The sequence below is a fragment of the Pseudarthrobacter sp. rb genome (assembly GCF_056389225.1).
The window spans coordinates 71,801-85,071 of the sequence record NZ_JBWJAR010000009.1; the positions used below are offsets into that span (position 1 = coordinate 71,801).

9 protein-coding genes are annotated in these 13,271 nt (G+C 66.0%); 2 read left to right on the forward strand and 7 right to left on the reverse strand.

All coding sequences use genetic code 11. The annotated features are described in order from the left end of the window. Positions 1–33 precede the first annotated feature (33 nt). The 6 genes from ACWRN3_RS13645 to speB form a co-directional block, all read right to left on the reverse strand. Complete coding sequence (locus ACWRN3_RS13645) at positions 34–2,079, reverse strand: ABC transporter ATP-binding protein (RefSeq protein WP_476740952.1); 2,046 nt, start codon at positions 2,077–2,079, stop codon at positions 34–36. Then, positions 2,076–3,809: an ABC transporter ATP-binding protein gene (locus tag ACWRN3_RS13650; RefSeq protein ID WP_324644288.1), complete on the reverse strand. Its 1,734-nt coding sequence runs from the start codon at positions 3,807–3,809 to the stop codon at positions 2,076–2,078. Before ACWRN3_RS13650 ends, ACWRN3_RS13645 begins: the two co-directional genes overlap by 4 nt. A 233-nt stretch (positions 3,810–4,042) precedes the next feature. Further along, positions 4,043–6,250 carry an MDR family MFS transporter gene (locus ACWRN3_RS13655; RefSeq protein WP_476740953.1) on the reverse strand — a complete coding sequence of 736 codons (2,208 nt, stop codon included), beginning with the start codon at positions 6,248–6,250 and terminating at the stop codon, positions 4,043–4,045. Continuing rightward, positions 6,243–6,737 carry a MarR family winged helix-turn-helix transcriptional regulator gene (locus tag ACWRN3_RS13660; protein WP_324644286.1) on the reverse strand — a complete coding sequence of 165 codons (495 nt, stop codon included), beginning with the start codon at positions 6,735–6,737 and terminating at the stop codon, positions 6,243–6,245. The genes ACWRN3_RS13655 and ACWRN3_RS13660 overlap by 8 nt, the downstream gene beginning before the upstream one ends. Positions 6,738–6,892: 155 nt before the next feature. Next, positions 6,893–8,596 carry a thiamine pyrophosphate-binding protein gene (locus tag ACWRN3_RS13665; RefSeq protein ID WP_476740954.1) on the reverse strand — a complete coding sequence of 568 codons (1,704 nt, stop codon included), beginning with the start codon at positions 8,594–8,596 and terminating at the stop codon, positions 6,893–6,895. 4 nt (positions 8,597–8,600) lie between these two features. Further along, positions 8,601–9,665 carry an agmatinase gene (gene speB / locus ACWRN3_RS13670; protein WP_476740955.1) on the reverse strand — a complete coding sequence of 355 codons (1,065 nt, stop codon included), beginning with the start codon at positions 9,663–9,665 and terminating at the stop codon, positions 8,601–8,603. Positions 9,666–9,947: 282 nt separating this feature from the next. Between speB and ACWRN3_RS13675 the strand changes: the two genes are divergently transcribed. Beyond that, positions 9,948–10,778 carry an endonuclease domain-containing protein gene (locus ACWRN3_RS13675; protein ID WP_476740956.1) on the forward strand — a complete coding sequence of 277 codons (831 nt, stop codon included), beginning with the start codon at positions 9,948–9,950 and terminating at the stop codon, positions 10,776–10,778. A 123-nt stretch (positions 10,779–10,901) separates the two neighbouring features. On the opposite strand, the gene ACWRN3_RS13680 is transcribed toward ACWRN3_RS13675, so the two are convergent. Then, a complete protein-coding gene (locus ACWRN3_RS13680; RefSeq protein ID WP_224025126.1) occupies positions 10,902–11,477 on the reverse strand; it encodes a helix-turn-helix domain-containing protein in 576 nt (191 codons plus the stop codon). A gap of 259 nt (positions 11,478–11,736) precedes the next feature. On the opposite strand from ACWRN3_RS13680, the gene ACWRN3_RS13685 reads away from it, so the two are divergent. Beyond that, the gene (locus tag ACWRN3_RS13685; protein WP_476740957.1) at positions 11,737–13,257 is read left to right on the forward strand and encodes a sodium:solute symporter family protein; all 1,521 of its coding nucleotides are present in this window, start codon (positions 11,737–11,739) and stop codon (positions 13,255–13,257) included. Positions 13,258–13,271: the final 14 nt, after the last annotated feature.

The window sequence follows — 13,271 nt, forward strand, 5'->3', positions numbered from 1 at the left end:
CCAGCACCTCGATCCGCTGGCCGCCGTGCGCGCTCAGCTGCGCACCGCCGTCGAATCGTCAACCGGGAGGTCTCCGGCGTCCGCACCGGCAAACTGCGACATGTAGAGGCGGTGGTAGGCCCCGCCTGCAGCGAGCAGCACCTGATGGTTGCCCTGTTCCACGATTCGTCCGTTCTCCATAACCAGGATCGTATCGGCATCGCGGATGGTGGAGAGACGGTGCGCGATGACGAAGCTGGTCCGGTCGGAGCGCAGCGCGGCCATGGCCTTCTGCACCAGGAGCTCGGTGCGGGTGTCCACGGAACTGGTGGCCTCGTCCAGGATCAGCAGCGACGGGTTGGCCACAAATGCGCGGGCAATGGTGATCAGCTGTTTCTCACCGGCACTGACGTTGTTGCCCTCTTCGTCGATCACGGTGTTGTATCCCTCGGGGAGCGCCCGGACAAACCGGTCCACGAAGGTGGCCTTGGCGGCTGCCATGACCTGCTCCTCTGTGGCGTCGAGGTTGCCGTAGCGGATGTTGTCGTAGATGGACCCGCCGAACAGCCAGGCGTCCTGCAGCACCATGCCCACTTTGGAGCGCAGTTCGGAGCGGCTGAGGTGGGTGACGTCCACACCGTCCAGCATGATGGATCCCGAGTTGAGCTCGTAAAAGCGCATCACCAGGTTCACCAGGGTGGTCTTGCCGGCTCCCGTGGGCCCGACGATGGCCACGGTGTTGCCAGGCTCCGCCGTGAAGGACAGGTTCTCGATGAGTGGCTTATCCGCGGTGTAGCTGAAGGTGACGCCCCTGAAGTCCACATGCCCGTCGGTTTTGGCCGGCAGGTGTTCAGTGGCGGTTTCGGCATCCTGTTCGTCGGCGTCCAGGAATTCGAAAACGCGTTCCGAGGACGCCACGCCGGACTGGAGCATGTTGGCCATTCCGGCCATCTGGCCCAGCGGCTGGGTGAACTCGCGGGAGTACTGGATGAACGCGGTGGCATCACCCAGGGACATGGCGCCGGAGGCCACCCGGAGTCCGCCCACCACAGCAATGCCCACGTAGCTGAGGTAGGACACGAACTGCATGACGGGGAAGATGATCCCGGAAACGAACTGCGCCCCGAAGCTTGCCTTGTACAGGGCCTCGTTCCGTTCCTCGAACCGGGCCAGCATGTCAGCGTCCCGGCCGAAGACGCGGACCAGGTCGTGGCCGGAGAAGGATTCCTCGATCTGGCCGTTCAGCGACCCGGTGTTCTTCCACTGGGCGGCGAAGAGCTTCTGGCTCCGGGCCCCGATCAGCCCGGCCGCCACCCCTGACAGCGGGAGCGCGACCAGGGCGATCAGCGCCAGTTGCCAGGAGACGATGAACATCATGATCACGATGCCCACCACGGTCAGCACGGAGTTCACCAGCTGCGCGAACGCCTGCTGGAGCGCCTGTTGGATATTGTCGACGTCGTTGGTCACGCGGGACAGCACGTCGCCGCGCTGCCGGGTGTCGAAGTAGTTCAGCGGCAGCCGGTTCAGCTTGCTTTCGGTATCGTCGCGGAGCCGCCGGATCACTTTCATGACGATGCGGTTCAGCACGTACCCCTGCAGCCACATGAAGATGTTGGCCACGAAGTACATGAGCAGGACGATGGCGATGAGCATGCTGAGCTTGCTGAAGTTGATGCCGGTGCCCGGTACCAGTTCCATCCTGGAAACCATGTCCGCGAAGTTGTCCTGGCCCTGCTGGCGCAGGCCTGCCACGAACTGCTCCTTGCTGGCGCCGGCGGGCAGCTGCCGGCCGACTACCCCGGCGAAGATGACGTCCATGGCCTGGCCCAAAATCTTGGGAGCTATGACGTTCAGGACCACGGAAATGACCACCAGGCCCACCACCGCGCAGATGCCCATGGCCTCGGGCTTCAGGAGGCCCATGAGGCGTTTCGCGGAAGGCCAGAAGTGCTGGGCTTTCTTGGCGGGCATGCCACCGAACATGTCCCCGTCGGCCTCGGAGGGCGTGAATTCCTCCTCGATGTAGTCATCGTCCTGGGGCGGGGTGGACTGCCCGGCCTGTTCCATGGAAGCGGCGTCCTTCCTGCGGGGGCTCATGCCACTTCCTCCACGCTCAACTGGGATTCGACAATTTCCTGGTAGGTGGGCGAGGTTTCCAGGAGTTCCTCGTGCGTGCCGCGGTCCACGATCCGCCCGTTGTCCAGCACCAGGATCTGGTCGGCCTCAGTGATGGTGGAGATCCGCTGGGCCACGATGATGACGGTGGCGTCCGACGTGGTGCGCTTGAGGGCGGCGCGGAGCCGGGCGTCAGTGGCGACGTCAAGGGCGGAGAAGGAGTCGTCGAACAGGTAGACCCGCGGCTTGGTCACCAGGGCGCGTGCGATGCAGAGGCGCTGGCGCTGGCCGCCGGAGACATTCGTGCCGCCCTGGGAGATCCGGGAGTCCAGGCCGTTCTTCTTCTCGCGGACGAACGACTCGCCCTGGGCTACCTGGAGGGCGTCCCACAGTTCCTGGTCCGTGGCCTCGGTCCTGCCGAACCGGAGATTGTGCCCGATGGTGCCCGAGAACAGGTAAGGACGCTGCGGCACCAAGGCCACGCGCCGAGTGATCTCTGCACGGTCCAGCCTGTCGACGGGGACCCCATCCAGCAGCACCTGGCCTTCCGCGGGATCATACAGCCGCGGCAGGAGGGACAGGAGGGAGGTCTTGCCGGCGCCCGTGGAGCCGATGATGGCGATGGTCTGGCCCGGCCGGGCTGTGAAGCTGATGTTGCTGAGCACGGGCGACTCGGCTCCGGGGTAGGCGAAGGTCACGTTGCGGTACTCCACCACGCCGGCAAGGGACGCCGGGGCCTCGGGGCTTAGGGGGTCGTGGATGGAGGGCTCGACGTCGAGAACCTCGCCGATGCGGTCCGCGCAGACTGAGGCGCGCGGGATCATCATGGCCATGAACGTGCCCATCATGACGGCCATCAGGATCTGCAGCAGGTACTGCAGGAACGCGGTCAGCGACCCCACCTGCATGGCACCGGCGTCCACCCGCTGACCGCCGAACCAGAGCACGGCGGCGGTGGACAGGTGCAGGATCATGCTGATGGCCGGGAACATGAGGACGAACAGGGCACCGATGCGGAGCGAGACGTCCGTGAGTTCCTTGTTGGCACCGCCAAAGCGGTCCGTCTCATAAGGTTCCCGCACGAAGGCCCGGACCACGCGGATACCGATGATCTGTTCGCGCAGCACGGCGTTAATCCGGTCGATCTTCCGTTGCATGGAGCGGAAGAGCGGCATGAGCCGGACCACCAGGTATCCCACCACCACGGCCAGCAGCGGGACGGAGACCCAGACCAGCCAGGACAGGTTGAGGTCCTCGCGCAGCGCCATGATGATGCCGCCGATGCACATGATGGGCGTGGCCACCATGAAGTTCAGCCCCATCAGGAGGAGCATCTGCACCTGCTGGACATCATTGGTGCCCCGGGTGATCAGCGTGGGCGCGCCAAACGCGTTGACGTCCTTGGCGGAGAAGCTGGTGACCTTGCGGAACACGGCGCGGCGCAGGTCCCGGCCAACGGCCATGGCCGTCCTGGAGCCGAAGTAGACACCGGCGATGGCCGCTGCCACCTGGGCGAAGGCCACCAGGAGCATCAGCGCACCGGTTCGCCAGATGAAATCGGTGTCTCCGCGAGCCACGCCCTGGTCAATAATCTGGGCGTTCAGGCTGGGCAGGTAAAGCGCGGCGATGGTGGCGGCAAGCTGGAAAATGACCACGGCGGTGATATACGGCAAATACGGTTTGGAGTAGCGCCGTATGAGGGTGAGGAGCATGGACTCAACTCTAGTAACGCCCACTGACAATTGGGCTCCGGCAGAGCATCTTTTCCCGCGGGAACCCGCTGTTGACGGCGGGGTCCCGCGATGCAGCCACTTGCCGGCAGGATGCAGGAAAGCCGCAGCCCGCACCCGGAAGGTTTTCCGGGTGCGGGCTGCGGCTTTGTTGCTTTCCGGCGGGGGGCTGGCCGGCCCCGGCAGGGACGGCTTAGTGCTGGCCCGCGGGCCGGCTACAGTCCCTGGTCCGGCTCCAAAGCACCATCGGCGGACGGAGTGGCAGGCGGGGCGGCGGCACTGTGCCGGCCGTGCCCGGCCAGGTACAGCGCGGCTGCTGCCTGGATCTTGCGTTCCTTCAACAGCTTGCGCTGCAGCCGGCTGAGCTCTGCTGCCGTGGCTGCCTGCCTGGCAGCCACCTCCTGCTGGGAGCGCAGCTGTTCCTGGATGTCCAGCACCATGGTTCCCAGTTCGGCCTGCTGGCGGGCCAGCAGGTGCTGGGTATCCTGCAGCTTCTGCAGGGTGTCAGCGGCGCTGGCAATCGCGTTGGCGGCCTTGTCCACATTGTCCGCGGACCGCAGGTCCAGCTCTTCCGAGCGGAAGCTGCGCGCAAAGACATCCTCGAAGTCCTCCGTGGCAATCCTGCCGGACGCTGCTGCTGCGGCGGCAGCACCGGCGTCGTACATTTTTGCGGGAGCCGCGCCGGTACGCACGGCACTCCGGGCGGTGATGTCCCCGGCGGGGGCGCCCCTGTCCGGAGCGGCGCCGGAGACCATGGGCAGCTGGCCGGTCATGGCCGTCATGCCCGCTTCACCGGCCGCGTTGGCCTGCAGCGTGGCTTCGGGGGTGATGTCCACCGTCTTGCGGAGCGGCACTTCATTGATGAAGATCACGGCGATGAGGGCAACGGCGCTCACCACGGCGGAGATCATGAAGATGCCGGCCGTGGCATCACCGTAGGCGGCGCGCATAACGTCCGCGATCGGTGCGGGCAGGTCCTTGAGGTCAAGGGTGGCACCGCTGTTTCCGCCGGGCTGGATGCCCAGCCTGGTGAGACCGTCGGTGGCCAGGTCCTTGACGTGGTTGGCCATGACGGCGCCCAGGACGGATACGCCGATGGCACCGCCGACAGAGCGGAAGAAGGCCACGGAGGCGCTGGCGGACCCGATGTCCTTGGCCTGGACGGTGTTCTGGACGGCGAGGACCAGGTTCTGCATAAGCATGCCCAGGCCGATGCCGAAGATGCCGGTGTAAAGGCCGGTCAGCCAGAGTTCGGTGGTGTGGTCCATGGTGCCGGCGAGTGCCAGGCCGCCGATCAGCAGGATGGTGCCGCCGATCAGGAAGCGCTTCCACTTGCCGTAGCGGCTGATGAGCTGGCCGGAGACGACGGACCCGACGAGGTTGCCGGCGATCATGGGCAGCGTGAGCAGGCCGGCCTCGGTGGGCGTTGCACCGCGGGCTACCTGGTAGTACTGGCCCAGGAAGGTGGAGGAGCCAAACATGGCGACGCCGACGGCCACGGAAGCCACGATGGCCAGCGCGGTGGTGCGCTCCGAGATGATCTTCAGCGGGATGATCGGTGCGGACACCTTGGACTCGACCAGGACCAGCAGTGCGAGCAGCAGGACGCCGCCGCCCACCATGACTGCCGACTGCCAGGACCACCAGTCGTAGTAGTCGGCCTTACCGGCGAAGGACACCCAGATCAGAAGCAGGCTGACGCCGGAGGTCAGCAGGATGGCACCGAGCCAGTCGATCCTGGCAGGACGGCGGACGTGCGGGATCTTCAGGGTGACCTGGAGCAGGATCAGGGCGACGACGGCGAGCGGCACGCAGACAAAGAAGGTCCAGCGCCAGCCGAGCGAGCTGTCCACGATGAAACCGCCCAGCAGCGGTCCGCCGGCGGTGCCCACTGCCATGACGGCGCCCATGTAGCCGGAGTATTTGCCGCGTTCACGCGGCGGAATGATGGAGCCGATGATCGCCTGAGCCAGGGCGGTGAGGCCGCCCATGGCGATGCCCTGGATCACACGGGCGGTGAGCAGGAACGGGATGTTTTCGGAGAAGCCTGCCATGACGGAGCCGGCCACGAAGATCACGATGCTGAGCTGGACCAGGACCTTCTTGTCGAAAAGGTCGGCGAGCTTGCCCCAAATGGGGGTGGTGGCTGCGTTGGCCAGCAGCGCCGCGGTGATGACCCACGCGAAGTCCGTCTGGGTGCCCTTGAGCTCGGACATGATGGTAGGCAGCGCGTTGGCCACGATGGTGCTGCTGAGGATGGCGGTGAAGAAGGCAGCGAGGAGGCCGGTCAGGGCCTCCATGATCTGCCGGTGGTTCATGGGCGCGCCGGGTTCGTGGCGCTTGGATTGCCGCGACTCCTGTTTAACGGTGCGTTCGCGCTGGCGCTGCTGCTCCTGGTCGGCGGCGGCGGTGACGTTAGCCATTAATGGACTCCTGCATTTTCTGTTCGGTAGTGGTTCCGGCCGCCCTTGCCCGGATGGAATTCTTCAGGGATGCGGTGAGCTTGCTCAGCATCGCGGCTGTTGCTACGGCGTCATCCTCGTTCCAGTCGGCGAGGTATGCCTGGAGCGTCTCCGCCCGGTGCCGCACCAGTTCTGCGAGCTTCTCCTTGCCCCGCGGGGAAAGTGCCAGCAGCTGGGCCCGGCCATCATCCGGATCCGGCGTGCGGAGCACCAGGCCCGCGTCAGCCAGCTCGGCCACGTGCCGGCTCAGCACCGGCGCGCTGACCCCCAGGCGCTCGGCCAGGTGCGCTGCGCGGGTCTCCCCTTCGCCGATGAACTTGAGGACGCCCTGGAGGGCGATCCCGGTGTCCTGGCCTTTGACGTTGATCATGGTCACGCAGCGCAATGCACGCTGGAGGTCATAGATGTGGCTGACGAGGTCGGCTGCGGTGGCCGGTGCGACAGACATGATGCTCCCTAAAGAATTAGTTGCTGCAAGCAACTGTATCAGGAAAAGGTTGCTTAGGGAAACGAAGTTAGTGCCCTTGCCGCATTAAACGCCTGGCTCCCCCACTTCAGCCGGAGGGGATCCGGTAAGTGGGGGAGCTTGCAGGGGGCGTCGAATCAGGGTGCGAGATGGGTGGGGCCGAACATCTTCAGGAGGGTTTCGACCACGACGACGTTAGGGCCGTCTGCAGCGAATCCTGCCCTGAGCGCGTCCCCCACATCCTCCGGGGCGACCCGGACGGCAGGCACGCCAAAGGATTCCGCGAGCTTCACGAAGTCCGGCCGGGCCAGCTCAGTGGCGGTGGCCTTGCCGAACGAACCCACCATGTATTCGCGCAGGATGCCGTAGCCACCGTCGTCCACGATCAGCCAGGTGACCGGCACGTTGTGCTGCTTCGCCGTGGCCAGTTCGGCAATGGAGTACATGGATGAGCCGTCGCCGGAGACGGCCAGTACCCGGCCGGGCTTGCCCAGCGTCTCCAGCCCCACGGCAGCCCCGATGGCCCCGGGAAACGCGTAGCCCAGGCCGCCGGCGCCCTGGGCGGAGTGGAACTGTCCTTCACGGGCGTCCCAGCAGGACCAGCCCCAGTAGGCGGCGATGGTCATGTCCCAGAACGTCTGCATGTCCGCCGGCACGGCCTCGCGGATATCCGCCATGAATTTGAGTTCCTTGGCGAGGTCCTGCGATTCCAGCCGGGCGCGGACCTTGGCAAGTGACTCTTTGACCAGCTCTTCCGGGGTGCTGCCGTGCCAGTCGGGCGTGGTCGTCCTGCCCGGCTCGAGGGCCGCGTTAAGGGCCTCGTCCAGCGCCGCGAGCGCCTGGCCGGCGTCGGCGCGGATGCCCAGGCCTGGCCGGTTGGACTCCAGGACCCGGGGCTCGGCGTCGATCTGGATGATCCTGCCGCGCGGTTCAAAGGTGAAGTAGTTGGAGGTGACCTCGCCCAGTGATGACCCGATGACCACCAGGACGTCCGCGTCCTCGAGGAGGTCGGTCATGTACCGGTCCTCGATCCAGGACTGCAGGGACAGCTCGTGGTTCCAGGGGAACGCGCCGTTGCCGCCCGGGGTGCAGATCACCGGCGCCCACAGTTTCTCGGCGAGGGACAGCAGCGACTTCTCCGCCTTCCCTCGGCGCGTGCCGCCGCCGGCGATGATGGCCGGGCGCTGTGCTGTTTCCAGCCACTTCACGGCCTCGCGCACCAGCTCAATCCGGGGCGGGTTGTCAGCCGCCTCGGCGAGCGCGTCCTCGACCGGCGGGACCATGATCGGGTCCAGCAGCACATTCTGCGGGATCTCGAGCCATACCGGGCCCTGCGGCGAGGAGATGGCCTCGGTCCAGGCGTCCTGGATGGCAGACGGAATTCCGGAAGCGTGCTGGATCAGCCGCTGGCTTTTGGTGACGTTGGCGGCGGAGGCCTTTTGGTCATCGAGCTGGTGCAGCATGCCCTTGCGCCGGGCCCCGAGTCCCTCCAGCGGAATCTGACTGGCCACCACCACCATGGGCACACCCGTGGCGTAGGCCTCCTGCAGTCCGGCCAGCGAGGTCAGCGCGCCGGGACCGGTGGACAGGAACAGCACGCCCACTTCGCCGGTGGCGCGGGAGTACCCGTCCGCGGCGAAGGCGCTGTTGTTCTCCACCCGGGACGAGACAAAGTGCAGGTTCCCGCGGCCCATGGCATCGAAGAGTCCCAGGGCGTGCTGGCCTGGGATGCCGAACACAGTCTTGGCTCCCAGCGCTTCCAGGGTTTCGACGACGAGGTCCCCGCCGTTGCGGGCACCGCTCCCCTGCGCCGGGACAGGTGCGGCGCCGGATTCCGTCACGGCCCTACTCCTTGCCGGCGGCAGCGAAGCCGGCGGGGCGGCGGGCCTCCTGGCCGAGCGCCTGTGCCTGGTACCCGGTCTCTGCTCCGAACCGGCTCCCGGGCACTGCGTTGTCTGCCATGAGGGTCACCAGTTCGTAGGCGACATGGCTGGCCGCCACGCCGGTGATCTCGGCGTGGTCATAGGCCGGTGACACCTCGACGACGTCGGCGCCCACGAGGTTCATGCCACGGAAGCCCCGGATGATTTCCAGGAGTTCACGGCTGGTGATGCCGCCGGCTTCAGGGGTTCCGGTGCCGGGCGCGTGAGCCGGGTCCAGGACGTCGATGTCCACCGAGATGTAGAGCGGACGGTTGCCGATGCGGTCGCGCACCTTGGCCACGGTCTCCAGGACGCCCTGGTAGTAGACGTCCGCGGAGGTGACGATGCCGAACCCAAAGCGGTGGTCGTCGTCGAGGTCCTTCTTGCCGTACAGGGGACCGCGGGTGCCGATGTGGCTGATGGCTTCGGTGTCCAGGATGCCCTCTTCCACTGCGCGGCGGAAGGGCGTGCCGTGGGTGTATTCGGCGCCGAAGTAGGTGTCCCAGGTGTCCAGGTGGGCGTCGAAGTGGAGCATGGCGATGGGTCCGCCGGCACGTTCGGCGGCGGCGCGCAGCAACGGGAGGGCGATGGTGTGGTCGCCACCCAGGGTCAGCAGCCTGCTGCCGGCAGCCGTAAGGTCCAGCGCGTTCTGCTGGATGGTCTCGATGGCTTCGTTGATGTTGAACGGGTTGACCGCCATGTCCCCGGCATCGGCCACCTGGATGTTCTCGAAGGGGCTGACGTCCCACGCCGGGTTGTACGGGCGGAGCAGGCGGCTGGCCTCGCGGACGTGGTTCGCGCCGAAGCGGGCGCCCGGGCGGTAGGAAACGCCCGAATCGAAAGGCACGCCCACCACTGTCACATCGGCCTTGGCCACCTGGTCCAGCCGCGGGAGGCGGGCATACGTGGCAGCTCCCGCATAGCGGGGGATCCGGGATGAATCGATGGGGCCAAGGTTGCCGTTGGCTTCAATGCGCAGCTCTTCCAATGGAGGCCTCTCCTTCGAGGAGTTGAGGGGACTGTGTGACTGTCATCATACACCGCTGTTTTCTAATGAGCACCAGCTGTTTACCTCTCACTCCCCCGGTGCACTCCCGCCCACTTACTCCCACACCGTGGACAGATGTACACCACGGATCCTTGCCATCCGGCATCGCGCCCCACGTGGACCATGGGCAACCGGGCAGGAACGCCCGCCCCGAGGCACCGCTTACCCACATGCGCCTCGACCCAGGTTCCACACACTCAACCAAAACCTTCCAATGGCCACATGGACATCCTCGAATACCTGCAAGAGTGCGGCGGCGTAGCCCGGTCCGGCCAACTCCTGGATGCAGGATTCCGGCGCCGGGACCTCTTACGGCTCACCGGACTGGGCGCTGCCCAGCCTCGGCGCGGCATCTTCGTCCTGCCGGAATGCGACAAGGCACTCCTCACTGCAGTCCTGAACAACAGTCGGCTGACCTGCGCCAGCGCCGCCCGCCACTACGGCCTCTGGCTTCGCGCCGCGCCCCCACAGCCCCATCTGGCCTGCGCCCATGGCCACGGCAGCGGCTTTATCCGGCACCGCACCGTACGATTCCCGGGACACGCATCCCTGCCGCTGGCTGCCGTGGAGGATGTGGCACTCCATGCCCTGGGTTGCCTGCCGTCTCCGGCATCCGCCGCTTTGGCAACCTCGGCCATCAGACTGCATGGCGTGCCACGCGAACTGCTGGCGTCACAGCTGCAGGCCGACCGCTCCGGCTCCGCACTCCGCGTCCTGCGCGAACTTGACGTGCGTGCAGAATCAATCGTGGAGGTTGATGCGCAACACCTGTTCCGTGCCCATGGAGTCGCCTACGACACCCAAGTCTTCCTACCGGGAATTGGCCGCGTGGATTTCCTGCTGAATGGCTTCCTGATTGTGGAGATCGATGGCTTCGCCTTCCACTCCAAACGCACCGATATGCTCCGGGACCGGAGGCGCAACAACGCCGCAGCCGTCAGCGGTTACGCCGTCCTTCGCTTCATGCCGGAGCACATCTGGTTTGACCCCGCCTCGGTCATCCGGGACATCCGGACCATACTGGCAGGCGACCGGCGGAGCCTGCGCCGGTAGGTGTGCAATCCAGCCCACTTACCACCGGCCAAGGGCGCTCCTCTTCAGCGCTTTCCGCAGAATGCGGCGGCTGAGGTGGGGACTACCGAAGGTAACTGGGCAGGAATGCACGGCCGGGACGGGTCAGCGGCTCGCGGCGGGCACCAGGACCCAGAGCACCTCGACCGGCTTGTCCGTGGGATTGACCCAGGTGTGGGGTTCCCGGCCCGGGAAGGTCACGGTGTCGCCCGTCTCGAGGTCGTACTCCTCGTTGGTGAGGATCAGCTTGATGGACCCCTTGATGACATGCAGCACATCCACATCGCAGTCCACGGCGTAAAGCTCGGACTCACCGCGGCCGTGCGGCTCGATCACTGCCTGGATGATCTGGACCCGGCGCTCCGAGCGGGCCGTCAGGAGCCGCTCCACGATGCCCTGGCCGCCGAGCGAGATCCGGGGACCGTCGTTGCGTTTGGTCAGGTGTGTTTCGGGTGCCACGAAAAGGTCGCCGATGGAGATGGAGAGCACCTGGCACAGCGTCACCAGGGAGGCGACGGACGGTGATGTCAGGTCCCGCTCCACCCGGCTGAGGAAGCCTTTGGTCAGGCCGGTGGCATCCGCGACCTGCTCGATGGTGAGCCGCTGGGACTGCCTGGCGGCCCGGATCCTGGAGCCGATGGCAACAGGGACATTGCTCGGCTCAACTGGCAGTGCCTTCATCTACGAACCTTTCACGGCCGGCAGCCCGGCTCCACTCTCGAGCCATACTAATCGGCAGCCCTTTTGTGACGCGCGCATGCCACACCTGCGCGGCCGCAGGAGCGATCTCCTTGACTGTCGCCCGCGTCACACCCTAGTCTTTGGAAACTCCTGTTGCCTATGAGGCAATTACAGGTCCTTTCCGTATTCGTCCGCGGCGGTTCCGGGCGTCCCTGCCCCAGGTCCCACACCCGGCCCCAACAGCTCCAAGGAGCCATTTATGGATGCACGTGCCATCAACATCGCCATTGTGGTGGTGTATCTTCTCGCAATGCTGGCCTTCGGCTGGTGGGGCAAGTCCCGCACCAGGAACAACAGTGACTTCCTGGTGGCCGGACGCCGCCTTGGCCCGTTCCTCTACACCGGAACCATGGCCGCCGTCGTCCTGGGCGGAGCGTCCACAGTGGGCGGCGTGGGGCTTGGTTACAAGTTCGGCATCTCCGGGATGTGGCTCGTGGTAGCCATCGGTGCGGGCGTCCTGCTCCTAAGCCTGCTCTTTGCCGGGACCATCCAGAAGCTGAAGATCTACACGGTTTCCCAAATGCTCACCCTCCGCTACGGAAGCAGGGCCACCGAGGCGTCCGGCATCGTCATGCTCGCCTACACCCTGATGCTCTGCGCCACCTCCACCGGCGCCTACGCCACCATCTTCGTCGTTCTTTTCGGCCTTGACCGGGCACTGGCCATCGCCATCGGCGGCGCCATCGTGCTGGTGTACTCCACCATCGGCGGCATGTGGTCCATCACCCTTGCGGACCAGGTCCAGTTCGTGATCAAGACGGTGGGCATCTTCTTCCTGATGCTGCCCTTCACGCTGAACGCAGCCGGCGGCCTGGACGGGATCCGCAGCCGGGTAGATGCCAGCTTCTTCCAGATCGACGGCATCGGCATCCAGACGATCATCACCTACTTCGTGGTCTACACCCTGGGCCTGCTGATCGGGCAGGACATCTGGCAGCGCGTGTTCACCGCCAAGACCCCCATGGTGGCCCGCTGGGGCGGCGCCACGGCAGGCATCTACTGCATCCTCTACGGTGTTGCCGGCTCCCTGATCGGTATGGCCGCCAACGTTGCACTGTCCAACGTCAAGATCGCCGCGAAGGACGACGTCTACGCCGAGGTGGCCCAGAACATCCTGCCCATCGGCATCGGCGGCCTGGTCCTGGCCGCTGCCGTGGCGGCCATGATGTCCACCGCCTCCGGCGCTCTGATCGCTGCCGCCACCGTTGCCCGTGCCGACGTCCTGCCCTTCGTGGCCGGCTGGTTCGGCAGGACGGTCAACACCGGAGACACCGAAAACCCTGAGCACGACGTCAAGGCCAACCGGATCTGGGTCCTGGCGCTGGGCATCGTGGCCATTGTCATCGCCATCGTCACCAAGGACGTTGTCGCGGCCCTGACCATTGCGTACGACATCCTGGTGGGCGGCCTCCTGGTGGCCATCCTTGGCGGCCTGGTGTGGAAGCGCGGCACCGGCATCGCCGCCGCTGCTTCGATGGCCGTCGGCTCGGTCATCACCCTCGGCACCATGATCATCCTCGAGATCAACGCCGAGGTCCCGTTGGACGGAATCTACGCCAACGAACCCATCTACTACGGCCTGCTCAGCTCGGCCATTGTGTACGTTGCCGCCTCGCTGCTCACGCGCCCCACCGATCCCGCGGTCATGCGCGCCTGGCAACTCCGGGTTGCCGGGCAGGAGCAGGAAGGCACTCCGGAGGAAGTCCTCGCCGGCCGCTGACCCGCAGGGATTAA